The 23254-nt window shown below is 61.8% G+C and carries 23 protein-coding genes; 7 read left to right on the top strand and 16 right to left on the bottom strand.

The window, feature by feature from the left end; translation table 11 throughout:
• Positions 1-10: 10 nt before the first annotated feature.
• From lptE to Q8S60_RS15050, 3 genes are all read right to left on the bottom strand, one after another.
• Positions 11-547 carry an LPS assembly lipoprotein LptE gene (lptE, locus tag Q8S60_RS15040; RefSeq protein WP_305275258.1) on the bottom strand — a complete coding sequence of 179 codons (537 nt, stop codon included), beginning with the start codon at positions 545-547 and terminating at the stop codon, positions 11-13.
• The gene (gene leuS / locus Q8S60_RS15045; protein ID WP_305275256.1) at positions 540-3155 is read right to left on the bottom strand and encodes a leucine--tRNA ligase; all 2616 of its coding nucleotides are present in this window, start codon (positions 3153-3155) and stop codon (positions 540-542) included. Before leuS ends, lptE begins: the two co-directional genes overlap by 8 nt.
• A gap of 98 nt (positions 3156-3253) precedes the next feature.
• A complete protein-coding gene (locus tag Q8S60_RS15050) occupies positions 3254-3826 on the bottom strand; it encodes a DUF3576 domain-containing protein (protein ID WP_305668691.1) in 573 nt (190 codons plus the stop codon).
• A 611-nt stretch (positions 3827-4437) separates the two neighbouring features.
• Between Q8S60_RS15050 and Q8S60_RS15055 the strand changes: the two genes are divergently transcribed.
• Entirely contained in the window at positions 4438-5565 is a 1128-nt protein-coding gene (locus Q8S60_RS15055; RefSeq protein WP_305275253.1) for a porin, read from the top strand.
• A gap of 123 nt (positions 5566-5688) precedes the next feature.
• Entirely contained in the window at positions 5689-6570 is an 882-nt protein-coding gene (locus Q8S60_RS15060; protein WP_305275252.1) for a sulfotransferase domain-containing protein, read from the top strand.
• Here Q8S60_RS15060 and Q8S60_RS15065 read toward each other — a convergent pair.
• A complete protein-coding gene (locus tag Q8S60_RS15065) occupies positions 6551-7168 on the bottom strand; it encodes a thiamine phosphate synthase (RefSeq protein WP_305275251.1) in 618 nt (205 codons plus the stop codon). The two genes, Q8S60_RS15060 and Q8S60_RS15065, sit on opposite strands and share 20 nt — an antisense overlap.
• A 78-nt stretch (positions 7169-7246) precedes the next feature.
• Between Q8S60_RS15065 and Q8S60_RS15070 the strand changes: the two genes are divergently transcribed.
• On the top strand, positions 7247-7933 hold the full coding sequence (locus Q8S60_RS15070) for a YggS family pyridoxal phosphate-dependent enzyme (protein WP_305275249.1): 687 nt from the start codon (positions 7247-7249) through the stop codon (positions 7931-7933).
• Here Q8S60_RS15070 and Q8S60_RS15075 read toward each other — a convergent pair.
• Positions 7930-8442: a L,D-transpeptidase gene (locus Q8S60_RS15075; protein ID WP_305275248.1), complete on the bottom strand. Its 513-nt coding sequence runs from the start codon at positions 8440-8442 to the stop codon at positions 7930-7932. The genes Q8S60_RS15070 and Q8S60_RS15075 overlap by 4 nt on opposite strands.
• Positions 8443-8531: 89 nt before the next feature.
• On the bottom strand, positions 8532-9266 hold the full coding sequence (locus Q8S60_RS15080) for a hypothetical protein (RefSeq protein ID WP_305668692.1): 735 nt from the start codon (positions 9264-9266) through the stop codon (positions 8532-8534).
• A 401-nt stretch (positions 9267-9667) separates the two neighbouring features.
• On the opposite strand from Q8S60_RS15080, the gene Q8S60_RS15085 reads away from it, so the two are divergent.
• Positions 9668-11416 carry a tetratricopeptide repeat-containing sulfotransferase family protein gene (locus Q8S60_RS15085; RefSeq protein ID WP_305668693.1) on the top strand — a complete coding sequence of 583 codons (1749 nt, stop codon included), beginning with the start codon at positions 9668-9670 and terminating at the stop codon, positions 11414-11416.
• Between the two features lie 7 nt (positions 11417-11423).
• Complete coding sequence (locus Q8S60_RS15090) at positions 11424-12110, top strand: response regulator transcription factor (RefSeq protein ID WP_305275244.1); 687 nt, start codon at positions 11424-11426, stop codon at positions 12108-12110.
• A gap of 18 nt (positions 12111-12128) precedes the next feature.
• On the opposite strand, the gene Q8S60_RS15095 is transcribed toward Q8S60_RS15090, so the two are convergent.
• Positions 12129-12293, bottom strand: a complete 165-nt coding sequence (locus Q8S60_RS15095; protein ID WP_305275243.1) for a hypothetical protein — start codon at positions 12291-12293, stop codon at positions 12129-12131.
• Between the two features lie 89 nt (positions 12294-12382).
• Positions 12383-12847 (bottom strand): thioesterase family protein, encoded by a 465-nt coding sequence (locus Q8S60_RS15100; protein ID WP_305275242.1) that lies wholly within the window; start codon positions 12845-12847, stop codon positions 12383-12385.
• Between the two features lie 119 nt (positions 12848-12966).
• On the opposite strand from Q8S60_RS15100, the gene Q8S60_RS15105 reads away from it, so the two are divergent.
• Positions 12967-13458: a cyclic nucleotide-binding domain-containing protein gene (locus Q8S60_RS15105; RefSeq protein ID WP_305275241.1), complete on the top strand. Its 492-nt coding sequence runs from the start codon at positions 12967-12969 to the stop codon at positions 13456-13458.
• The gene (locus Q8S60_RS15110; protein ID WP_305275240.1) at positions 13451-13933 is read left to right on the top strand and encodes a PaaI family thioesterase; all 483 of its coding nucleotides are present in this window, start codon (positions 13451-13453) and stop codon (positions 13931-13933) included. Before Q8S60_RS15105 ends, Q8S60_RS15110 begins: the two co-directional genes overlap by 8 nt.
• Here Q8S60_RS15110 and Q8S60_RS15115 read toward each other — a convergent pair.
• From Q8S60_RS15115 to Q8S60_RS15150, 8 genes are all read right to left on the bottom strand, one after another.
• Positions 13924-14565 carry a TetR/AcrR family transcriptional regulator gene (locus Q8S60_RS15115; protein ID WP_305275239.1) on the bottom strand — a complete coding sequence of 214 codons (642 nt, stop codon included), beginning with the start codon at positions 14563-14565 and terminating at the stop codon, positions 13924-13926. The genes Q8S60_RS15110 and Q8S60_RS15115 overlap by 10 nt on opposite strands.
• Before the next feature lie 229 nt (positions 14566-14794).
• Complete coding sequence (gene xth, locus Q8S60_RS15120; protein WP_305275238.1) at positions 14795-15601, bottom strand: exodeoxyribonuclease III; 807 nt, start codon at positions 15599-15601, stop codon at positions 14795-14797.
• Between the two features lie 52 nt (positions 15602-15653).
• Positions 15654-16277 (bottom strand): hypothetical protein, encoded by a 624-nt coding sequence (locus Q8S60_RS15125; protein ID WP_305275236.1) that lies wholly within the window; start codon positions 16275-16277, stop codon positions 15654-15656.
• A gap of 442 nt (positions 16278-16719) precedes the next feature.
• A complete protein-coding gene (locus Q8S60_RS15130) occupies positions 16720-18102 on the bottom strand; it encodes an aspartate aminotransferase family protein (RefSeq protein WP_305275235.1) in 1383 nt (460 codons plus the stop codon).
• Positions 18103-18372: 270 nt separating this feature from the next.
• The gene (locus tag Q8S60_RS15135; protein ID WP_305275234.1) at positions 18373-20004 is read right to left on the bottom strand and encodes a lipopolysaccharide assembly protein LapB; all 1632 of its coding nucleotides are present in this window, start codon (positions 20002-20004) and stop codon (positions 18373-18375) included.
• A gap of 108 nt (positions 20005-20112) precedes the next feature.
• Entirely contained in the window at positions 20113-21504 is a 1392-nt protein-coding gene (locus Q8S60_RS15140; protein ID WP_305275233.1) for a glutamine synthetase family protein, read from the bottom strand.
• A complete protein-coding gene (locus Q8S60_RS15145; RefSeq protein WP_305275232.1) occupies positions 21431-22324 on the bottom strand; it encodes a gamma-glutamyl-gamma-aminobutyrate hydrolase family protein in 894 nt (297 codons plus the stop codon). The genes Q8S60_RS15140 and Q8S60_RS15145 overlap by 74 nt, the downstream gene beginning before the upstream one ends.
• 135 nt (positions 22325-22459) lie before the next feature.
• Positions 22460-23191, bottom strand: coding sequence for an outer membrane lipoprotein carrier protein LolA (locus Q8S60_RS15150; RefSeq protein ID WP_305275231.1), 732 nt, complete (start codon positions 23189-23191; stop codon positions 22460-22462).
• Positions 23192-23254 lie beyond the last annotated feature (63 nt).

Below are 23254 nucleotides of genomic sequence, written 5' to 3' on the forward strand. Positions count from 1 at the left end.
GTCTGCCCGCTCACCCGCCGGCCTTGGCCTGGCGGTCGAAATAGATGCTGAGCTGCAGCTTGATGTCCTGCGCCAGCATCTCGGCGATCCGGCTTTCGGTGTCCTCCGCCGCGGTGATGTTCGCGAATTCCGAGGTCACGCGGTTGTAGGACGAACGCGAACGCGAGGTCGAGCTCAGCACCGCCTTGTTCGTCCCGGTATCGATCAGCTGGAAGGGAACGATAACCACCAGGGTCTTGCGCGTCACGTCCGCGTCGGCCTCGACGGCGACGTCGCGCTCATAGGAAGTCGGTGCAAGAACGACGCGATAGGCGGGGTTCGCGGGCGGGTTGCCGGAACTCGAAAGAAGGTCGAGCAGGTTATACTTCAACTCGCGTCCGAGCCGCGTTTCGGGTGCGCTCACATCGAGCATGGAAAGATCGCTCGCAACGGATCCCGATGTCCGGTCGGCGTAAAGCGGCGTGAAGCCGCAGCCGGCCAGCGGCAGCGCCATCAGGGGCAAGGCGAGCAGAAGCGCCGCCAGCCGAGCGCGCGATCCGTCAAACAACGATGTTGACGATCTTGCCCGGCACGACGATGACCTTGCGGACTGGTTTTCCATCGATCGCCTTCCCCACCTTTTCCAGCGCGAGCGCCGCGCGCTCCACCGTTTCCTTGTCCGCGTCCCGGGCGATGGTCAGCTCGTCGCGGCGCTTGCCGTTCACCTGCACGGCAATCGTGACGGAGTCTTCCACGAGGAGGGCCCTGTCGGCAACCGGCCAATCGGCCGCCACCACCGGTTCCTTGTGGCCCAGTGCTTCCCAGCATTCCTCGGCCAGATGCGGCATCATCGGCGCGACGATCTGGATCAGGATTTCGACCGCCTCGCGCTTCGCCCATTTGCCGGCGGGGGAGGCGGGCGCGAAACCGCTAACGGCGTTGGCGAGTTCATAGACGCGTGCAACCGCGCGGTTGAAGCGCAGATTGTCCAAATCGTCGGTGGCGGCGGCGAGCGCCTGGTGGGCGGCGCGGCGAAGCGCCAGCTCGTCTTCCCCGAAGCTCGCGGGCATCGCCTCGCCGGGCGCGGCGAGATCCTCCGGCTTTTCGGTCGCCATGCGCCAGACGCGCTGCGTGAAACGCCATGCGCCTTCCGCGCCGGCATCCGACCATTGCACGTCGCGCTCCGGCGGACTGTCGGAGAGCATGAACCAGCGCGCGGTATCGGCGCCGTATTTCGCGATGATGTCGTCGGGGTCGACGATATTCTTCTTCGACTTCGACATCTTCTCGACCGAGCCGATTTCAACCGGCGCGCCGTCGCTCGTGCGCCTGGCGACACGTGCGCCGTCGAGCGTTTCGATCTCGATATCGGAAGGCGGCACCCATTGCCCCTTGTCGTCGCGATAGGTCTCGTGGTTCACCATGCCTTGCGTGAAAAGCCCGGCGAAGGGCTCGTCGAACGAGAGGTGTCCCGTCTTGCGCATCGCGCGGGTGAAAAAGCGCGAATAGAGAAGATGCAGGATCGCGTGTTCGATGCCGCCGATATACTGGTCCACCGGCAGCCAGCGGTCGACCGTCGCCTTTTCGGTCGGCGTCGCCGCGTGAGGTGCGGTGAAGCGCGCGAAATACCATGAGCTGTCGACGAAGGTATCGAAGGTGTCGGTCTCGCGCGTCGCCGCGCCGCCGCATTTCGGGCAGTCGACGTGCTTCCATGTCGGATGCCGGTCGAGCGGATTGCCCGGCGCGTCGAAATTCACATCGTCAGGCAGGATGACGGGCAGTTGCTCGCGTGGAACGGGCAGGGTGCCGCAGGTCCTGCAGTGGATGACGGGGATCGGGCAGCCCCAGTAGCGCTGGCGCGAAATGCCCCAGTCGCGCAGCCGGTAATTCACCGTGCCCTGTCCGATGCCTTTCGCTTCGAGCTTTTCGATAGCGGCGCGCTTGGCGCTCGCGACATCGAGCCCGTTCAGGAATTCCGAATTGATCGCAACGCCGTCGCCGGTATAGGCGTCGGTGCTCCTCTCCGCGAGGTCCGATGCGAAAGCGTCAAGCTCCGCGCCCTCTTTGTCCTTCGGCGCGACGACCGGGATCACCGGCAGCTTGTATTTGCGCGCGAAGTCGAGGTCGCGCTGGTCATGCGCGGGGCAGGCGAAGATTGCGCCGGTGCCATACTCCATCAGCACGAAATTCGCGACATAGACCGGCAGCGTCTTTCCCTCGATGAAGGGATGGCGCGCCTTGAGGCCGGTGTCGAAGCCCATCTTCTCCGCCGTCTCGATCGCTTCCTGGCTGGTGCCGATCTGGTCGCATTTGCGGATGAAGTCCTGCAGCGCGGCATTGTCCCTGGCGAGCGACTGCGTCAGCGGATGGTGGGGCGAGAGCGCGCAGAAGCTTGCGCCGTAGAGCGTGTCCGGCCGCGTCGTGAAAATCTCGAGGCGGTAGTCCGTCTCGCCCGGCACGCCGTCGACAGCGAAGAAGACTTTCGCGCCTTCCGAGCGGCCGATCCAGTTGCGCTGCATGAGGCGCACTTTTTCCGGCCAGCGGTCGAGCGTGTCGAGGCCTTCGAGAAGTTCGTCGGCGAAGTCGGAAATCTTCAGGAACCACTGGGTCAGCTCGCGCCGCTCGACGACGGCGCCCGATCGCCAGCCGCGGCCGTCGATCACCTGCTCGTTTGCGAGCACGGTGTTGTCGACCGGATCCCAGTTCACCATGCTCTTCTTGCGGCTGACGAGGCCCGCTTCGAGGAAGTCGAGAAAGAGCGCCTGCTCCTGGCCGTAATATTCAGGGTCGCAGGTCGCGATTTCGCGCGTCCAGTCGAAGGAGAGGCCGATCGCCTTCAACTGCGCGCGCATCGCGTCGATATTGTCGTAGGTCCAGCCCTTGGGATGGACGTTCTTTTCCATCGCGGCGTTTTCGGCCGGCATGCCGAACGCGTCCCAGCCCATCGGGTGCAGCACGTTGAAGCCGCGCGCCTTCTTGTAGCGCGCGATGACGTCGCCCATCGTGTAGTTACGGACATGGCCCATATGGATGCGCCCCGACGGATAGGGGAACATTTCGAGAACATAATATTTGGGTTTGCCGTCCGCGTCCTCGCGCGTCAGGAAGTCGCCGCGCTCCTCCCAGATTTTCTGCCATTTCGGCTCGGCGGCGCGGGCGTTGTATCTTGTGGACATGGTTGTCTGGATAGCCTCTCAGGCGAACCGGGCGATAGCGGAAGCGGGCGCGGCTTCCCGCGATGCCGCGCTTCCGGCTTCCGTTCCGGCGGTTCGCCTTATTTTGTTTCCTGGGCCTCGATCGTGTTGATGCGGAGCTGGCGGGCGCGGACCAGAATGGCGTTCTCGATCTGGATCGGCGTGTCGGGATTGACCGCCATGTCGACCCACTCGCTGCCATTGGCGGACCTGCTCTGGCGGAATACGGCGACTTTCACGCCGTCCGCCCGCAGCCGCTTGTCGAGAATATAGACCGTCACCTTGAAGCGTTCGCCCGGCGCCTTCGGGTCCTGGTACCAGTCGGTGATGAGGACGCCGCCGAAGGGGTCGGCGGAGGCGAGCGGCATGAAGGAGATCGTGTCGAGCGAGGCGCGCCACAGGAAGCTGTTGACGCCGATGCCGGCGCCGCCGCTCTGGTCGCTGTCGCTGCCGCCGCCGAACAGCTTCAGACCGTCTTCACCGAAAACCGATTCGCGCTGCTTCTCGCCGGTCGGGTTGTTCGGCGCTCCCTGACCCGTGGGCTGGCCGGGAAAATTGGACTTCGAGGGCCCGCAGGCCGAGAGGCCGAGGGTGGCCGCGAACAGCAGCGCAGCGGCGACGTATTTCGCACGTGTCAATCGGTGATCGGTCATCAATTTACGGCAAGCCTCTCGCGTTGCGCCCCTCTGATCCGCCGGTTCCGGTAGCCGCCCGCGGAGAGCAATGAATTCGAATACCCGCCCGGGAAACGGCGAGCGCGCCTTTATACCGAGAGAAACCCTTCTCCCGCAATGACGCATAAGCGCCGCAGCTCTTTCTGCGCTTGCAGGGCATCCGCCGGCCGCTTCCGCCAGGAGGCAGGCGGCGCAGGATGCACGGCCCTTGTGTTGCCGCCAAGGCACATTGAAAGGGCTCCGGCATTCGCCCGCCAAAGCGGGCAAGCAGTCTGTCCGAAGGAGCACGCGACACGAAGAGTCCGCTTCGTTGTTGCTATATAGCCGTGCCGAGCCGCCTTCATGCCGGGCCCGGTTAAACCATCATTAACCCTCTTCGCCCGATTTGTGCCCTTTGCGCAACATGCGCTGACATTCCTTCGTCATGGGGAGAGGTTTGCTTGACCCGGGGCGGTTATCAACGGATTAATCGATGCACGCGCTCGGGGGGCAGTTTCGGTCGACCCGGCGATGGACGCAGCCACGGGGGGATTTGCTTTCCGGCGGCACGTGCAAATGGAACAGCTAACAGCTGATACTGCGAGGAACACATGAAAAAGATTCTTCTTGGGACGACTGCTCTCGTCTCGGCTGGCCTGATCGCCGGTCCGGCGCTCGCGAGCGATCCGCTGACCGTCACGGTCGGCGGCACGGTCACGGCCGGCTTCTACGTCATCGACGCCGATGATCTTCCGGTCGCTCTCGGTGGCCCGGCGTCTTACAACGACACCGCCGTGAAGCTGGTTGCGCGCAACATCGACATCAAAGCCGAAGGCACGCTCGACAACGGCATGGTCGCCGGTGTTCTCGCGACGCTGTCGCTGGGCGACGACTGGAACACGCATCACGCGAACAACGATGCGACGTTCCGCGAACTCTTCGCCTACCTCGAAGGCGGCTTCGGCCGGTTCGAAATCGGCGGCACCGACGGCGCTGCGTTCAAGATGCACTACACCTCGCCGTGGTTCGTTCCCGGCAACGGCGTCGACAGCCCGAACATCCTGAACACGACGGACGTGTCGTCCTACGGTTTCCGTCATTCGACGTTCTCGCTGATGGCTGCCGATGCGAACAAGGTGACCTACTTCACCCCGCGCTTCGCCGGCTTCCAGCTCGGCGGCTCCTACACGCCGGATGTGACCTTCAACGGCCCGAATCCGAATGGTCTCGGCCTGGTCACGAGCGGCCTTGTCATCGAAGAAGTTATCGAAGTGGCGTTGAACTATGCCGGTTCGTTCGGCTCGGTCGACCTCGGCGTCGATGGCTTCTACGTCACGGGCGATGGCCCGACGGGTATTGCCAGCGATCCGGAAGAGCTTGGCTTCGGTGCGAATATCGGCTTCGGCGGCTTCACGCTCGGCGGCGCCTGGTACAAGTCCGAAGACCTGGTGCCGGTTTCGGGCGCGATGGCGTCGACCGGCGGCTATGAAGAAGAAGTCTGGACTCTGGGCTTGTCCTACGCGACGGGTCCGTGGACGGTTGGTGTTGCCTATCTCGAGGACGAAAACACCGCCAACGGTGGCTTCGCCGAGAAAGCCAAGACCTGGCAGACGGGCGGCGGCTACAATCTGGGTTCGGGCGTCGATGTCGGCCTCGACCTTCAGATGACGGATCAGACGGTCAATGGCGTCGACTTCGACTCGCAGTCGGCTGGTCTGGTTCTCTCCGTCTCGTTCTGATCGACGGCATAGAACTATTGAGAGAGCGGGCCTTGTGCCCGCTCTCTTTGTTTTTGCCGGTTATCTTTGTCAGTCTCTTCTGCTAAAGATCGCCGGCATGAACGAGATTCTGGAGGCGTTGCGATGGGCAGCTTGATCTGGCTTGCCTCATATCCCAAGTCCGGCAACACCTGGATGCGCAGCTTTCTGCACAATCTGTTCCGGAACAGCTCGAAGCCGGTCAATATCAACGAGATCGACGATTTCTGCCTCGGGGCGTCGGCCGCTGCCTGGTACAAGCGTTATACATCCACTCCTCTCGACCAGTTGACCGAACAGGAAATCACGCAGTACCGGCCGCAGGTGCAGCGGGACTTCACCCTGGTCTTTCCCGATTCCGTTTTCGTGAAGACGCACAGCTATCTCGGCGAGCATGCCGATGTGCCGCTTCACAATATGGATGTGACCGCCGGCGCTATCTACATTGTCCGCAACCCTCTCGATGTCGTCTTGTCGATGGTTCCGCATTTCGATATTTCGCTCGACGAGGCCATTGTCACTCTCGCGAACGAGAATGCGGGCAGCCTCGCCTCGGCTACACACGTGCCGGAACATTATGGCTCGTGGTCGACACATGTAAGGACATGGACCCGAACTCCCAGTCCCGCGCTGCTGACGATGCGCTACGAGGACATGCTCGGCAAACCACGCAAGAGCTTTAAAATGGTCGCCAACTTTCTCGGTCTCAAGCCTTCGAACGAGCGGCTCGAAAGGGCCATCAAGTTTTCCTCCTTCAAGGTTCTCAAGACGCAGGAAGAGAAGGAAGGCTTCAAGGAAAGACCGGAAGTATCCAGGTCCTTCTTTCGCGAAGGCCGTGCGGAGCAGTGGCGCGAAGTGCTGACGCCGGATCAGGTCCGGCGCATCATCGCCGATCACCACGAGCAAATGGTGCGCTTCGGATATATTCCGGAAGACTACAAGGACGCGGTACCGGAAAGCGCGCGCATCAAGGCAGCAGCAAGCTGACACCGGCGATGCCGGCAGCGCCGCTTCCGGACAGGCGGCGCATATCCGATGCGGATGCGATGCCGCCCAGCGCGTAAGGGGCCATGCCCAGAGCGCGGGCGAGCCGCGCAAGTCGGGCGAAGCGCACGACGCCGAGTGTCTTCGCTCCCGGATGGCTGGCTGTCGGAAAGACGGGCGAAATCAGAACCGCATTCACGCCCGCGCGCGCGGCCGCATGGATTGCCGCTTCCGAGTGGCAGGCGGCAGTGATGACAAATCCGGGCGGCAAATCGCGCAGGGAATAAACATGGCCATGCTCGAAATGCTTGCCGACTGAATATTCAGGCAGGTGAAGTCCCTGCACGCCGAGCCAACGCGCGCATCGCGGATGACCCGCGACCAGGAGCAGGCATCCCTTCATGCGTGCCGCCGCCGACAGGCGGCGCAGCGGGACGGCTTTCAAATGCGCACCATAGGCGCGCCAGATCAGGGTGCCGCCCCGCGGCAACGCGACCAGTGCCGCAAGAGGGTCGGGCAGGCGGACAGGATCGGTGACGCCGATCAGCGCGACAGTGCTCGCCGCTCGCGGAGAACGCCATGCTGTCCGTGCCTCGTCCATCGTCTTCTCCTGGCCTTGCGGCGCCATTCGCCGGACATTAGCTTGCGCTGCCGCAACCGGACGACACACACTATGCCAATGACCAGCACCGATACCAATCCCCGAACACCCGCCGCGCGGCTCGCCGCCATTCGCGCGCGCATCGCGACGGCGGCGAAGGACGCCGGCCGGCGCGCCGAGGATGTGGTGCTTGTCGCGGTTTCGAAGACATTCGAGGAGGATGCGATATTGCCCCTGCTCGACGCGGGACAGCGCGTCTTCGGCGAGAACCGCGTGCAGGAAGCTGCGCGCAAATGGCCGCCGCTGCGCGAACGCTATGGCGATATCGAATTGCATCTCATCGGACCGTTGCAGACCAACAAGCTTGCCGATGCGCTCGAGCTTTTCGACGTGTTTCATACGCTCGACCGGGAGAAGCTCGCCGAGGCGCTTGTGAAGGCGCGCGACAAGGGCACGGTGCTGCCCCGGCTTTTCGTACAAATCAATACGGGCGAGGAGCCGCAGAAGGCGGGCATCGCGCCCGGCGCCGCCGATGACTTTCTTCGGCGTTGCCGGGACGAATGGGCCCTGGATATCGAGGGGCTGATGTGTATTCCGCCCACGGAGGAAGAGCCGGCGCTGCATTTTGCGCTGCTGGAGAAGATTGCCCGGAGAAACGGTCTTGTGAAGCTTTCCATGGGTATGAGCGGCGATTTCGAAACGGCGGTGCGTCTCGGCGCGACGCATGTACGGGTCGGCAGCGCGCTCTTCGGCACCCGGGACTAGCGTTTTTCTATCCGCATCCGCGTGCCGGGCGCACAAAGCTCGAGTACCGCCAGTATGTCCTTCAGACGAAGCGCCACGCATCCTTCCGTCGGCTGCAGGACGCCGTCCTTCTCATTGGCGAGATGAAAGAAAATCGCGCTGCCCGCGCCCGGCACGACCGGGTCGTCATTGTATCCGAGCGGAACGACCGCGTCGTAAAGATGGTCTGCCCGCCACATCCTTTCGGCGCTTGCCGGATAAGGCAGACGGACGGGTTGGTTATAGGCAGGGTCGCCGGGCGCATCGCACCAGCCGTCGTCGGGGCCGGTGGGGATGAGCGGCAGCGCGGTCAAGGGCGCCGCGAGGCGGTCCTGCCGGTAGCGGAGAGACCGGAGAGGAAAACGGCCCAGAGGTGTGCCGCCGTCGCCCTCGCGCTTTTGCTCCACGACGCCCGACCGTCCAAGCGCACACGGAAAACGGAGATGTCCGAATTGCAGCATGCCGGACGTCTCGCCGGCGGCGGCGGTCACGAGAATATCCGGGTCAGGTATGTCTGGAGAGGCGGTCATGATGGCGACAGATTAAGGATCGGAGCGGCTTCTTGCCAGCCGGACGTTTTCTATCGGGCCGCGACCGTGTTTGCGGACTTCATCGCCTCGTACTTGTCGAGAGCCTGCCGCATGACGTCCGTCAAATCGTCCGGCGGGCCGTCCATCTGCGTTTCGCCGGACTCGTCCGCCGGGTCCAGAGCGGCAGCAAGGGTGGCGTTCGTTTTCTGCATCGTCTCGGGGTTCGAGAACGAGCCGAGCAGGGCCTCGAATGCTTCAGGGCTCAGCCTGGGCATGGGCTGGGTGCTTTGCTGAGCGGTGGCGGCGAGGCGTTGTGGCTGGGCCGCGCCGGCGAGGCTTGCTTGCCGGGTCGTTTCGACCGGCTCGCTCTTCGCATGGTTCCCGTCGGGCTCGTTCGCGGCCAGGGCGGGGGTGGATCCTTCCTCTGCGGGCTGCATCAGGCTTGCGTAGAGACTGTCGCCGATCCCGTCCTCTCCATTGCCTGCAATTGCGAGGCTGACAACGGAGGCGACGAGGCCGATCGGGCCGCCGTAAAGCGTGGCGCCCGCCACGCGGGCCTGTGGTGTGATGCTGTCGCCCGTCACACCCCGATAGATTTCGGAGATCACCGGAATATGCTGGAGCGGGTTGAGCGTGTCGACGAGGTCGCCGAAGGTCAGCTTTCCCTCGTCCGGCGTTCGTCCCTCGGCGCGGGCCGTGCGCAAGGCGTCGAAGGCCGCCGAGGCCATGTTGTGCTTGCCCGGCTTGGCGTGGAGCGGGAGGGCGATGGCGATTGCTTCGGTCATGCGGGGTAAAGAGCAAACATCGGGCCATCGGAACGCCGCGGGTTTCCGTGAGATTTGGTGCCCGTCCGAGGCATCGGGGGGTAAAATCTGCCGAGCCATCCCGCTGCCCGGAAGCAATCTTTGCTCTCGGCATCTTGAACGCCAGCGAGAGACTTCATGCGTTGGTCGGCGGCTCCGGCTATGGCACACTCCGCGCGCATTCCGGCAAGTACGCCTGATTATTCGGAAAACGGCAGATGACGAAAGATTCTCCTCCCAAGGGAGCCGGCAAATCCTTTAACCCGGGCTTTCCGTTGCCGGGAACGGCCAAGCCGACTGTGGGACTGCCGCCTTCTGCGAGCGCCCGGCCTGTCACGGGGATGCCGGGCGCCGGGGGTGGCTTTCGGCCAGGCGCGGCTCCAGTGAAGCCACAGCTCGGGCGTGAAGAGATCACCCGGGCCCTGCAACTCGGCGGCGGTCATCTGGCGGCGGGCCGCCTCGATCATGCGGGGGCTGCAGCGGGAGCGATCCTGAAGATCGAGCCGCAAAATCCCGACGCGCTTCACCTGCTCGGTCTCGTGGCGCTGGGCAAGGGCGATGCGGCCAGTGCCGAAAAGCTGATCGCGGCAGCGGCGGCGCTCATGCCGCGGCATGTCAATGTCTGGGTCAATCTCGGCAACGCGCAACGCGACCAGGGCAAGGCCGATGAGGCGCTCCTTTCCTACCGGCGCGCCGAAGCGATCAACCCCGCTTATCCGGACCTGTTTCTCAATCGCGGACGGCTCTATCAGGATATGGCGCAATATGCCGAAGCGATTGCGGATTTCGAGAAGCTGATTGAACTTCTGCCGGCCGAGGCGGGCCCTTACATGCGCGCGGCGTCGGCGGCGACGGATGCGGGACGTTTCCGCGATGCCCTTGTCTATTGCCACAAGGCTATCGAGCGGCTCGATCCTGTGCCGCTGCAGGTCAAGACCGTGCTCGCGACGACCCATGAACGGCTCGGCGAACTCGATGAGGCCATTGCATGGGCGGAGAAGGCGCTTGCCGAAAATCCGGAAAGTGCGGGTGCGCTTCGCACATGGTCGAAAGCGCGCCGCCGTCAGCGCAAGAACGACGCGGCGCTTCTGGTTGAATTGCGGCAACGCCTTGAGGGTGTCGACACCGGCAGTCTGGGGCACGCCGATGCGCGCCTTCTCTATTCCGAACTGGCGCAGATCTGCGACGAGCAGGGCGATGTCGCGAGTGCCTTCGAGTATTTCACCCGAATGAACGACCGCACCAGCCAATTACCGGCATTGAAAGGTGTCGATCGGCAAAAGTTCGGCAACGAAGTCGAGGAACTCCTCGGCGTCTTCACCGGGAAGTTCGTCAAGAGCTGGAACCCGCTGCCGGAAATCGAACGCGAGCCCGGCCATGCCGCGGCACCCGTCTTTCTTGTCGGCTTTCCGCGCTCCGGCACGACGTTAATGGACCAGATATTCGATGCGCATCCGAACGTGCAAGTGTTCGAGGAGCAGCCCTTGCTGCGTACGGTAAGGAAATCGCTTCTCGATTATCCCAGATCGCTCGCCAGAATGGGCGAGGTGGAGCGCGAAGCGGCGCGCGGGATTTACTGGGGGGAGTTGCGAAAGGAAGGCGCCGATCTCGAAGGCATGACCGTCGTCAACAAGATGCCTCTCGACATTGTTCATGTTGGTCTTGTTCATCGCATCTTTCCCGAAGCGCGCATCATCTTTGCCTTGCGCCACCCGGCCGACTGCGTGCTCTCCTGTTTCATGCAGGATTTCGTGCCCAATGGAGCGATGCTGAACTTCCTGACAATCGACGGTTCCGCGCGTTTCTATGACAGGGTCATGACGCTCTGGCAGAAATACCGGACCTTGTTGCCGCTCAACGTGCACGAAATACGGTATGAAAACCTCATCGCCAATCTTCGTGGCGAAGTCGAGCCGGCGCTGAATTTCCTCGGGCTTCCCTGGCACGATGCGGTAAACGATCCAGCCGCACACGCACTGGCTCGCGGAACCATACGGACGCCCTCCTACTCACAGGTGACGCAGCCGATCTATTCAAGCTCCGCGGAACGCTGGCGGCGCTATGAAATGCAGATGCAGCCAGTTCTTCCGATACTTGAACCGCATGTCGCGCGGTTCGGTTATTCGCTTTGATGGTTATATGAGCGCGATAAAGAAAATCCTCCTTGTCGACGATGACGATGTGCTGCGCGATTCTCTTGTCGAACAGCTGCAGCTTTACGAAGAGTTTTCCTGCATTGCCGTTGCGACTGCCGGAGCGGGTCTCGAGCATGCGCGCGGGGCCCATGTCGATCTCGTGCTGCTCGATGTCGGGTTGCCGGATATGGACGGGCGCGAGGCGTGCCGCCTGATGCGGAAAGCGGGCGTAAAGGTGCCGATCATCATGCTGACGGGCGCCGATACGGACTCGGATGCAATACTGGGTCTCGATGCCGGCGCCAACGACTACGTCACGAAGCCTTTCCGGTTCGGCGTCCTGCTCGCGCGCATCCGCGCGCATCTGAGAAGTCATGAGCAGAGCGAGGACGCCGTTTTCAAGATCGGGCCCTATTCGTTCCGTCCGAGCGCCAAGGTTCTTGTGGACGCTCAGGACAAGAAGGTCAGGCTTACCGAAAAGGAAACTTCGATCCTGAAATATCTCTACCGCGCGGGGACGAAGGTCGTGGGACGCGATGTGCTTCTGGCCGAAGTGTGGGGATACAATTCAGGCGTCACGACGCATACGCTCGAGACGCATATCTATCGGCTTCGACAGAAAATAGAAAAAGATCCGTCAAACGCAGAAATCCTGGTCACTGAAGCGGGCGGATACCGGCTCGTGCCATAGGCCGGCATAGGCGGGCGGTCAGGCCTTTGCCGTCAGCGAGAGCGCGACTACGGCACCGAGCGCCAGAGGTGTACCGATCAGCGCCGCGACCAGCAGAGCGCTTGCTCCCCAGAAGTAGCATGCAATGGCAACAAGCATGATGATGTTGATCGGAATAAGTACGAAGCCGTCGATCCTGTCCACGGAAAACTCCTGAAGGCGGTGTGCAGAGAAAGCGATGTGCCGCGCCGGGAGCGTGAAGCCAATTGGACGATTCGCCGCAGGCATCCGATTCAGGCGTTGTCGACGCCCGCAGCGGTGATCCGGTAGCTTTCCACGAATTCCGCCGGCATGCGCGTTGCCCGTCCGGTCTCGATATTGATGCAGACGAAGTCCGTCAAACCGCGCAGCAATGTTTCGCCCGTTTCGCCATTCACCATCTGAAAGCGCCGCCGCAGTCTCAGTTTTCCATCGTTTGCCGTAATCCATGTGCCGATCAGCACGCGTTGCCCTTCGTGGCTTGCCGCCAGATATTCAAGTTCGTGCCGGCGCACGACCATGCCGCGATTGAGCCTGGCATAGCTTGCGAAGTCGAGACCGAGCACTTTCGAATGCTCCCATGCCGTCTTCGCCATCCAGGTGAGGTAAACGACATTGTTCGTATGCTGAAAGTCGTCGATGTGCTGGGGCTCGACCCTGGTTTCGTGAATGAACGGGTTCGGCCAGTCCCAGGCAATGACGGGTAACGGGGAAAGCATATGGCGGCTCCGCTGTGGCATGCGCCGGGTTGGGTTCCGTTGTTCTTAGCGCCGGCCGGGGCCGGGTGCAAACGCTGCCGGTCGGAGACAGGCGAGCTTGCCTCCGCTATTCTCGACCCATGAGCCTTGAGCCCGCCGTCGCCCTTCTGCAACGTCTCGACCTCTTCGCGGGGTTGGACCCTGTGCGGCTGGAGGTCGTCGCCTTCACCTGTGAGCGCCGCGAATTTCCGGCGGGCGCCACGCTTTTCTCCGCGGGAGAGGAGGCCGACTGTGCCCACCTCATCATCGAGGGGGAGGCCGTTATGCTGGTCGACGATGCGGTGGAGGGGAGGAATGCGCTGCGCCTTGACCGGGGCGACCTGATCGGCGAAACAGCCCTCTTCGGGCCGGAACGGCGGCGAACAACCGTTCGCGCCGTGACGTCTCTTTGCACGTTGCGTATCGGTCGCGATATGTTCCAGCGTCTTCTCGGCGAGTTTCCGGAGATGGCCGGATCGGTCGCGGCCCGGGTTGCGGACAGGCTCGACTCTGTTGGCGAGGATTTGCGGAAACTGGCGGCGCGATTTGCCGTGGCGGGTTCAGGGATAAAGGGCAGGGGACAGGATGAGTGAGCGGCAGGCGGAACCGAAGAGCGATTGGCCGCCGAATATCCAGGCGGTGTTCAAGCGCATGGCGCCGGCGAGCCGCTATCTGGGTCTGGAAATCATCGAGGCCGATAGAGAAAAACGTTACGTCAAGGTCGCGTTCAATGCGAGTGCCGACCTCTGTAACATGTGGGGCGGTATTCAGGGCGGCATGGTGGCCGCCATGCTGGACGATGTCATGAGCCTCGCGGTCGGTCTCGATCTCGAATGGGGTCAGATTTCGCCGACGCTCGAACTCAAGGTCTCCATGCTCAATCCGGCTCGCCCCGGCCGCATCATCGGCACAGGGCAGGTCATAAAGAGAGGCAAGTCGGTCGGCTTCATCGAGGGAGAGCTCACCGACGAGGCGAGCGGCAAGCTCATCGCGACGGGAAGCTCCACAGCGACCTTCGTGACGCTGAAGAAGAAGCCGGTTCCGCAGGACGGGTCCGTTCAGGCGTAGGCATTCTTCTCGAAATAGGCGCGCGCCTTCGGAGCCAGATGGGTTTCGAAAAGCGCGAAGTGGTGGCGGATGCCGGCATTGAGCGCAGCCTTGTCGAGCTTCACGACCCGGCGCGTCTCGCGGAGGAAGCTGGGCCAATAGCGGATCACCATCCAGGTATTGTCCGCGAGCGGCGCGAGTTCGTCGTCCGGCATGTCGAGGTGGCCGGCTTCGATCATGTGCCGGAAGAAACGGATCAGCATGCTCGTCGTCATTTCATAGATGCGGTGGACCCGGTCTTCCAGCTCTGGCGATGTGCGGCCATATTCGGCCTGGTCGCGATAAAGATACTGGTAGGTCCAGACTTCCTCGAAGACCATGCGATTGAATTGCGCGTAGCTGTCCAGCACCGTTGGAGGCGTCGATTGGATGGCGAGCCGCCTGTCGATCAGGATGAAGAGTGCGAGCTGGTGCGCCCGAACAAGGTCGCGCTTGGTGCGGAAGTGGTACCAGAGATTGCCTTCCGAGATCCCCACTTCTTCGGAGATACGGGCGGTGGTCACGGCGTCATAGCCGTGCTCGTTGAAGAGCTTCAGGCTCGCCGTGAGAATCCTGTCTTTCGTCTTCGGTGCTGCGGTCTTCGGTGCTGCCATGAGGATTTTTGTTCTTGCCTTGGTCCTTGCCGTAGCGGCAGAGCGGTTAAGACGCTTTTGTAGCGGAACCTGCCCCCTTGTGCGAATAGGGTCAATACCCTAATATGGGGCATCTACCCTAATAAGACGGTCGCCGTGTTCCCCCGAATCCGGACGGCTGCGTATATCGGTAGGAACCCCAGGAGCGGGCGGCGGCGAGGTGCTTCACCCCCGAAGGCTGGCCCCCCAGCTAAAGCCTCAGCGTCGCGATTACCGGCGCATGGTCCGACGCCCGCTCCCACCCCCGAACATCCTTGCGTACATGCATGGACACAGGCGTGTCGGCGAGTGCCGGCGTCACCCAGATGTGATCGAGCCGCCGGCCGCGATCGGCGGCGAGCCAATCTTTCGCGCGGTAACTCCACCAGGAATAGAGTTTCTCGGTATCCGGTACGAAGCGGCGCATCACGTCGACCCAGTCGTGAGAGGCGATCAGCTCGTTCATGAGTTCGACTTCTACCGGCGTGTGGCTGACGACTTTCAGGAGCTGCTTGTGGGACCAGACATCGTGTTCGAGCGGAGCGATATTGAGATCACCCACAAGCACCATGCGGTTCTGGGATTTCGTGCGGTGTTTGTCGTATAGCTGCGTCATCTCGCGTACGAAGGCGAGTTTGTGTGCGAATTTCTCGTTGATTTCCGGGTCGGGCTCGTCGCCGCCGGCCGGGACATAAAAATTGTGGACGCGCATGCCCCCCGGCATATCGAGATCGGTGGCGAGATGGCGGCAATCGCCCTTCTCGCAGAAATTCATGCTGTCGATCTTCTTGAAAGGAATGCGGCTGAGCGTGGCGACGCCGTGATAGCCCTTCTGGCCATGCACCGCGATGTGCTCGTAGCCCGCAGCCTTCAGGGCCTTCAGGGGAAAGGCGTCGTTGATGCACTTGATTTCCTGAAGGCAAAGAACGTCGGGGCTCTCTTCCGCGATCAGGCGTTCCACAAGGTTGATCCGCAGGCGGACGGAATTTATGTTCCAGGTAGCAATCTTGAGGTCCAAGTTTCTGTCCGTTTCTTGTTCGACTGACGGGAATGGGGATCGGAATGGAAAGTCAGAATATATTGAGGGTGAGGCCCGCGATGCCGATGGGCCAGCGGCCGCGCGTGAAGAGCGCGAACTTGCGGCGCAACGGATGGTCGTCGTCCGCATCCACGATGAGCGTCAGCGCGGCGCCATGCGCAGCCTGCAACGCGGCGCCGGCAGCGGCATTCAGCAGCTCTTCGTCGTCGACCTCCCAGAAGTCGGCAGCGTTCCGCACGGCAATGCCGATCTGCTCGCCCAGCAGCGCCGACACATGAGTCATGGCGATGTTGAGCGCGTCCTCGCTCAATATTTCCAGCGCGTCGCTCGCAAGGCTGGCGCGCAGCCCCTCTTCCGCTTCCCAGTGAGCCGGATCGATGTCGAGCGACAGGGCGGCGTCGGCGGCTTCAGTCCAGTCGCGCAGCCGCGCGGGCTCCGCGTCGGGAAAGCCGAGTCCGTCCAGATAAGACCGCGCGAGCGCCCGGACCTCGCGGTCGAGGGGGCGGCCGAGCTTCGCGAACCAGGGCATGTTGGCCGCTTCCTCGGCAAAGCTCCGCAACCCGGCAAGGATCGGGATCTCGGCTTCCAGCGCCGTCAACTCCGCGTCGGAGATTTCGAGGTGCTGACCGTTGGCTTCGTCGAAATTGCGGGGCATGGAATTGAATGGTCACCGGGCGATTCGTGGACTGCCGAGCTTAGTCGTTTGGCTCGCCGGCGCAAAAGCTCGAGACATTTTTGTCTGCGTCAGGGAGCACAAAAAAGTTGCGCCCCGCCGGGGGGAGGCGAGGCGCAACCGCGCGACTAGCGCGTGGCACCGGGAGGGGAAAAACCGGCGCCGGAAGGGGGCTCGAACACCGCACGGGCAAGCGGGGGGCAGGTCACCCGGGCAGCTTCACGTCCGGCCCTCATAACCAAGTAGATAGGTTTGATATTGCAGACCTTCAATATGGTTTGTTTACGTAGCCTAACTGTGGATTAACAGCGCCTTGGAAGGGTAAACAGACAATGCAATCAAGCATTTGCCGCCCGATCCTTGAGCGCCCCCTGATCCGGGACCTGGCTGCGTCAAACCGCCACACGACGTCCCGGGCCGCTCTTCAAATGACCCCGAGGTCTTTCGCGGTGAGGTCGATGCATCGGCGGGCAAGGCTGAAAAGCTCGTCCATTTCAGCCTCGGTGATGGTCAAGGGCGGGCTCAGCACCATCGTGTCGCCGATGGCTCGCATCACGAGACCGTTGGAAAAGCAGTGATTGCGGCAATGCGTGCCAACATCTCTTGCACTGTCGAATTTCGCGCGGGACTTCTTGTCCTTCACAAGTTCGATCGCGCCGAGCAGCCCGACGCCGCGCGTTTCGCCCACCAGAGGATGCTCGCCAAGTTCGGCGAGCTTCTTCTGGAAGTACCCGCCGGTCGTGCCGCCGGCCTTTTCGACCAGCTTTTCCTTCTGGATGATTTCCAGGTTTGCGAGTGCGACCGCACAGGCGACCGGATGTCCGGAATAGGTGAAACCATGCGACCATTCCTGGTCGGAATTGAAAATCACATCGCCGACGCGCTTGCCCAGTCCGACTGCCGCAAGCGGCTGATAACCGGACGAGAGGCCCTTCGCCATGTTGATCATGTCGGGCTCGATGCCGAATGTGTCGGAACCGAACCACCGGCCGGTGCGGCCGAAGCCGCAGATCACTTCGTCGATATGGAGCAACACGTCGTACTTGCGACAGATGCGCTGGATTTCTTCCCAGTAGCCTTTTGGCGGGATGATGAGGCCACCCGCGCCCTGCACGGGCTCTGCCACGAAAGCTGCGACATTGCCGGCGCCGAGCTCGAGGATTTTCTCCTCAAGGCTCCGCGCGGTCTTCAATCCGTATTCTTCCGGTGACATGTCGCCACCCTCGGCAAACCAGTCGGGGCATTCGACATGAACGAAACCCGGCAGCGGAAGGTCCGCCTGCGGATGAAGATGCGTAAGGCCGGAGAGCGATGCCGCCGCCAGCGTTACGCCGTGATAGGATTTCTTGCGGGCGATGATGGTCTTCTTTTCCGGCTTCCCCATCAGGTTCCAGTAGTAGCGGATGATCTTCACCGCGCTGTCGTTTCCTTCGGAGCCTGAATTCGCAAAGAAAAACCGGTCGATGCCTTCGGGACAAACTTCCGCAAGCTTGTCGGAGAGTTCCGCCGCATATGGGTTCGTCGTCTGGAAGAAGTTGTTGTAGTAGGACAGTTCCTTCAGGGCCTTGTAGCCGGCCTGCGCGAGCTCTTCGCGGCCATAACCGACCTGCACGCACCAGAGGCCTGCCATGCCGTCCAGCATGCGTTTGCCTTCGCTATCGTAGAGATAGATGCCCTTGGCATGCGTGATGACGCGCGCGCCTTTTGCGGCGAGGTCCTTGTGCGTCGTGAAAGGATGGAGATGATGGGCGGCATCCATCTCCTGCCAGCGTTTGGTCTGATTTGAAAGTGCGGCGGTCTGCGACATCTCGTCTGCTCCGGTTCCGGTTGAAATTTTCGGAAGGGTGCGCGGCCGAGACGGCCGCGCGCGAGGTCGCGGGCTACGGATTGTAGCCGATGCGCGCGCAGAGGATCAGCAACTCGCGCTTGGCGAGGCGCATCCGCGCGGCAGGTGTGAAGGCATCGCTGGTCATGGGGCGATTATAGGGGGAAGTGGAAAGGAGGGCCACCAACGGGTTGGCTGCATTCTTTCCGCAATGATCCGCATTCTTCAAAGATGCGGGTAGCGCATCCAGAATCATTGATCTTTCACCTCAGGATCATCTTTGACGCCAAGGTCTTCGATTTCTTGGTCTAGGAAACTAATTGCCTCTGGGACTCCGAGTTCAGTGAAGAACTCGCGTGCATTCATCCACAGCTTTTGCGCTTCTCGTGAGTTTCCCTCTATCTTCTCCACGGTGCCAAGGCTCGTGAGGCTACGGGCTATACTCTCTTTATGTCCCAGCTCCCTACTTATCGAAAGGGCATGATGGAGAAAATCCTTGGCGGCTTGGAAATTTTCCCTACCTGCTGCCACCCCGCCAAGGTTTATCAAATCTCGCGCCACTCCCTCTCTGTGCCCGATTTCCTCATTGAGAGCTTGAGCTCGCAAGTGAAACTTCTCAGCGGTTTCGTGATCCCCGCGTTCACTTGCGATAATTCCGAGATTTCCGAACGCCAGCGCGCAACCCTTTTTTCGGCCGAGTTCTTCATTTACCGCTAGGGCACGTTTGTGGAAATCCTCTGCTGCATCCAATTCGCCGCGCTTTCTTGCTACAACACCGAGGTTGGCGAATGTGCCTGCCATACCCTCCTTGTTTCCTGTGGCTTCGTAGATCGCTAGCGCACGTCTGTGAAAGTTTTCCGCTGCCTCAAGGTTAACGCGTATTGAGGCGATGATTCCTAGGTTGCCGAGATTGTCGGCCATCCGGTCTCGGAAGCCCAATGATTCATTTATTTCGAGCGCGCGATTATGGAGGTTCTCGGCCGCACGGAGGTCGCCTAGCGTCTTTGCCACAACGCCGAGGTTCCCGAGATTTACGGCCATACCGTCCAAACGGCCTTGCGCTTCGTTGAGTGCCAAGGCGCGTCTAAAAAGGTCCTCTGCCGTGACCAGATCCCCTCGGACCTGGGCAATGATGCCCAAACCAGCAAGCGCAAGGGCCACAAAAAGTTCATCCTTCAGCATCTCTCCAAGCGAAAGCGCCCGGCGATAGGAGATTTCTGCCTCGCTCAGATTTCCTGATCGAAATTGAAGCTGGCCTAATTGAATCCATGCTTCAATGTTCTCGGGGTCTAGCTCCGATGCCTTTGTGTACGCAGTTATCGCCTGCTCGGTGCTGTCAACGAACGCAAGAGCGCCAAGGTAACAGTAAAACTGTGCTGCTTCCTTATTCGCTTCTGGGCCTTTTACCTCACTTTCCCTCGCCAACTGCGCAAAGAATGCTTTTGCTTCATCCGTACTGCCTTTGCGCAGGTGCACGACTGCAACTTCTGCTCGGGCGCCTTGTTGCTCGGTAAGTGCAGCAATTGCCTTCTTGAGTTCTTCGTTCTCCTCTTCAACTCGCTTCCAGAGCGCCTCTCGAGTGTTAATTTCAGCGCGAGCCTCGTCCCGCTCCCTAACTGCTTGCTTGAAATCGGAATAGATCTCCTTGGTCAGCAAGGAAAAGCCGTCATCCGCTGTCATGACAACATTCTGAGTGTTTGTCGGGCTAAAACTTTGGTTGGGGCTCGCCGTTACATTGATGCTCTCCGGCGATGTATTGCGTTTGTCGCGAACTCGGACGATGAGAGCTACACTTGTGCCAAGTACCCCTAGGAACGCAGCGAGACCCTTCAGCCACGCGGCATTGTCAGAGAACCAGGCCTTAAGGTCAGCAAGCCATTCCATGCTGCGAATGTATCCATAATCCGCGTCGCCGTCCGCAAAAATAGTCCGTACAGGCCATAATGCGGGCCCCGGATTTCGTCGGCATAAGTACTGTCGGAAAACGCAGCCTCACACGTTCAGCAGCAGATGCTCGCGCTCCCAGGCGGAAATGACCTGCTGATAGGCCTCGTGTTCTGTGAGTTTCACGTCCATGTAGAGCGTCACGAAGTCGGCGCCGAGCACTTCCTTCAGCTCGGTCGCGGTGCGCAGGTTGTCGAGCGCATCGAGAAGGTGCCGCGGCAGCGCGTAGCGCTTGCTGTCATAGGCGTTGCCGGTCATTTCCTTCGTCGGCTTCAGGTCGTTTACCATGCCGATATAGCCGCAGGCGAGCGACGTCGCGATGGCGAGATAGGGATTGGCGTCGGCGCCCGGCACGCGGTTTTCCACCCGCCTGCCCTGCCGCTTCGCCTCCGGCACACGGAGGCCCACCGTCCGGTTCTCGTGACCCCAATGCGTATTGATGGGCGCGGCATGGTCGCGGACGATCCGGCGATAGGAGTTCACATTGGGCGCGATCAGGGCCATGGCGTCGGGCAGATATTTCTGCAGGCCGGCGATGTAACCGAGAAAGAGCTTCGTATCCTTGCCCTGCTTGGTCGCGAAGAGATTGTCGCCCGTCTCCGCGCTCACGATCGACTGGTGGATATGCATGGCGCTGCCCGGCTCGCCCTCGTAGGGCTTTGCCATGAATGTCGCATAGATGCCATGGCGGAGCGCCGCTTGCCGCATCGTGCGCTTGAAGAGGAACGCCTGGTCGGCGATTTCGAGCGGCTCGCCGTGATCGAAATTGATTTCGACCTGGGCGGCGCCCGACTCGTGAATGAGCGTGTCGATATCGAGGTTCTGAGCTTCGCAGAAATCGTACATGTCCTCGAAGATCGGATCGAACTCATTGACCGCATCGATGCCGTAGGACTGCCGCGCGGTTTCCTGGCGGCCATTGGCGCCCACCGGCGGCTCCAGCGGATAATCGGGATCGATGTTCTTGGCGGCGAGATAGAACTCGATCTCCGGCGCCACCACGGGCGCCCAGCCCTTCTCCTCGAAAAGCGCGAGGACGCGCTTCAGGACGTTGCGCGGCGCGATCGGCACGGGCCGGCCGTCGCGGTAGTTGGCATCGCAGATGATCTGAGCGGTCGGCTCGTCATACCAGGGGACGACGCGGACGGTGGCGGGATCGGGATCGAGGATGATGTCGGGTTCGATGTCGCCCAGAAAGTCGCTGTCGACATAGTCGCCGGTCACGGTCTGACCGAAGATCGACTCCGGCAGCTTCAGCGAGCGATCGCTGAGGCCTGCGATGAATTTGCGGGTCGGAATGATCTTGCCGCGCGCGATGCCGGCCATATCCGACACCATGCACTCGACTTCCGTGATGCGGCGGTCCTTAAGCCACTTGATCAGGTCTTCCTCGCTGCCGACCTTCTCGTCCTTCTCGTCCTGTTCGTTGCCCATCGCCATGGGACACCACTCTTTCCGTTTCCGCGTTCGCGGCCGCCGCTTCGCGCACCGCGTCTCCAAAGGCCCGGAACAGCTTTTGCGACACCGGGTTTTCCCAATATTTCCACTCGGGATGCCACTGCACGCCAAGAGCGAAAGCCGCCGCTCCGCGCACCCGCATCGCCTCGACCGTGCCGTCCGCGGCCCGTCCTTCCGCTACAAGGGCATCGGCGATACGTGCCACACCCTGCCCATGCAGCGAGTTTACCTCAATCGTCCGTGTGCCCAGCAGATTTTCGAAGGCGCCGCCTGCTTCCAGCATTACGTCATGGGCGGGGCCGTACTGGATGTCGAGCGGGTCGTCCTTGTTCTCGCGGTGGTCGAAGCGCGGCGCAAAGCCGGGCTCCGACGGCACTTCATGGATATGCTGGTGAAGCGTGCCGCCGAAAGCGACATTCAATTCCTGAAAGCCGCGGCAGACGGCAAAGAGCGGCACGCTACGCTCGACGCAGTGCCTGATGAGCGTCAGCGTCAGCGCGTCGCGCTGGCGATCGAGCAGCACGCCCTCGCGCGGCGGCGTGCCGCCATAATTTTCGGGATGGACGTTCGAGTGGGAGCCGGTGAGGAAGATGCCGTCGCAGAGGGCGAAAATCTCGTCGAGCTGGTCCGCGGCCTCCTTGAAGGGTTCGCGCGGCACGGGCAGCAGGATCGGCTGGCAGTCGGCGCCGCCATCGACGGCGGCGAGGTACTTCTCGCCGACCGCGTGAAACGGATGCGGTCCCAGCATCTTGACGTCGCAGGGGATGCCGACGATCGGTCGCCGATGTGCTTTTCGTGTCATGCAAATTCACAAGTACCACGCCGCCCCGGTGGCCGGTCAAGGCAAGGATGGACCGTAAGGGCCGGGGCGTGGCGTTTAAAGGGAACTTGTGTTGAGAATAATAGACGCGGCGGCGCAATACCAGCGCCGGAAGGCTTACCTGCCGCCGATCGCCGGGCGCTGATCGTCGCGGAGCACGAAAAGCGCGTTGTCCGCCCGGATGCCCGACTGGACGTTCCGCAGCGCGACCGTGGTCTGCAGCCCCTGCGCGTCGGTCACCACCCATTGCCGGAGCTGCAGCGTGGGCTGGTCGAAGATCAGCGTGATCTGGCCCGGCGCTTCGCCGCTGCGGTCGGCCAGCGTGATGAGAAGCGCTCCCGGCTGGCTGTCGACATTGAGGACGCGGGCACTATCGGTCAGGTTGACGTTCTTGCCGAGCAACAGATTGAGCGGCGTCGAGGCCATGGGGTAGCGCTGTGCCGGTCCGGCGCTGTCCTTCACCGCCACCCAGGTACCGTCCGCCACCACCAGCAGGTTTTCCGGCGGTTCGTATTCGAAGCGCAGACGTCCCGGCCGGCGGAGATAGAATTTGCCCTCGGCGACCGAGCCGTCCGGTCCGACTTGCAGAAAATTGCCCTGGAGATTCTCGAGCGACGAGAGATAGGCACTCGCTTCCGCAAGCGCCTTTTCATCTTCTTCGCTGAAGCGCGCTTCGGCCGACGCCGCGACCGGCGTCTGCGCCATCCCGTCGGCTGTCTCGGCGTGAGCGCTTCCGCTGGCGGAGAGGAACGTCGCAAAGAGGAGACAAAGACCGACAACCGCCGCGGCAAACAGCACGCGCTGCCGGTACCTGTGGTTCTGTTCGAGGTCTCTCATGACGAAGATCATGGCGGCCTTTTGTGGCAAAATGTGGAGCCCGGCGGGGCCTTTTGGCGGCGTTCGGTTTGCAAC

The organism is Parvibaculum sp. (assembly GCF_030694575.1).
In the GTDB taxonomy this organism is placed as follows: Bacteria; Pseudomonadota; Alphaproteobacteria; order Parvibaculales; family Parvibaculaceae; genus Parvibaculum.

Bases quoted from the DNA above. Each gene is read 5' to 3' on its own strand.
- leuS (WP_305275256.1), bottom strand. From the start codon at position 3,155: ATGTCCACAAGATACAACGCCCGCGCCGCCGAGCCGAAATGGCAGAAA.
- Q8S60_RS15050 (WP_305668691.1), bottom strand. From the start codon at position 3,826: ATGACCGATCACCGATTGACACGTGCGAAATACGTCGCCGCTGCGCTG.
- Q8S60_RS15055 (WP_305275253.1), top strand. From the start codon at position 4,438: ATGAAAAAGATTCTTCTTGGGACGACTGCTCTCGTCTCGGCTGGCCTG.
- Q8S60_RS15060 (WP_305275252.1), top strand. From the start codon at position 5,689: ATGGGCAGCTTGATCTGGCTTGCCTCATATCCCAAGTCCGGCAACACC.
- Q8S60_RS15065 (WP_305275251.1), bottom strand. From the start codon at position 7,168: ATGGACGAGGCACGGACAGCATGGCGTTCTCCGCGAGCGGCGAGCACT.
- Q8S60_RS15070 (WP_305275249.1), top strand. From the start codon at position 7,247: ATGACCAGCACCGATACCAATCCCCGAACACCCGCCGCGCGGCTCGCC.
- Q8S60_RS15080 (WP_305668692.1), bottom strand. From the start codon at position 9,266: ATGACCGAAGCAATCGCCATCGCCCTCCCGCTCCACGCCAAGCCGGGC.
- Q8S60_RS15090 (WP_305275244.1), top strand. From the start codon at position 11,424: ATGAGCGCGATAAAGAAAATCCTCCTTGTCGACGATGACGATGTGCTG.
- Q8S60_RS15100 (WP_305275242.1), bottom strand. From the start codon at position 12,847: ATGCTTTCCCCGTTACCCGTCATTGCCTGGGACTGGCCGAACCCGTTC.
- Q8S60_RS15105 (WP_305275241.1), top strand. From the start codon at position 12,967: ATGAGCCTTGAGCCCGCCGTCGCCCTTCTGCAACGTCTCGACCTCTTC.
- Q8S60_RS15110 (WP_305275240.1), top strand. From the start codon at position 13,451: ATGAGTGAGCGGCAGGCGGAACCGAAGAGCGATTGGCCGCCGAATATC.
- Q8S60_RS15115 (WP_305275239.1), bottom strand. From the start codon at position 14,565: ATGGCAGCACCGAAGACCGCAGCACCGAAGACGAAAGACAGGATTCTC.
- Q8S60_RS15125 (WP_305275236.1), bottom strand. From the start codon at position 16,277: ATGCCCCGCAATTTCGACGAAGCCAACGGTCAGCACCTCGAAATCTCC.
- Q8S60_RS15130 (WP_305275235.1), bottom strand. From the start codon at position 18,102: ATGTCGCAGACCGCCGCACTTTCAAATCAGACCAAACGCTGGCAGGAG.
- Q8S60_RS15135 (WP_305275234.1), bottom strand. From the start codon at position 20,004: ATGGAATGGCTTGCTGACCTTAAGGCCTGGTTCTCTGACAATGCCGCG.
- Q8S60_RS15140 (WP_305275233.1), bottom strand. From the start codon at position 21,504: ATGGCGATGGGCAACGAACAGGACGAGAAGGACGAGAAGGTCGGCAGC.
- Q8S60_RS15145 (WP_305275232.1), bottom strand. From the start codon at position 22,324: ATGACACGAAAAGCACATCGGCGACCGATCGTCGGCATCCCCTGCGAC.
- Q8S60_RS15150 (WP_305275231.1), bottom strand. From the start codon at position 23,191: ATGATCTTCGTCATGAGAGACCTCGAACAGAACCACAGGTACCGGCAG.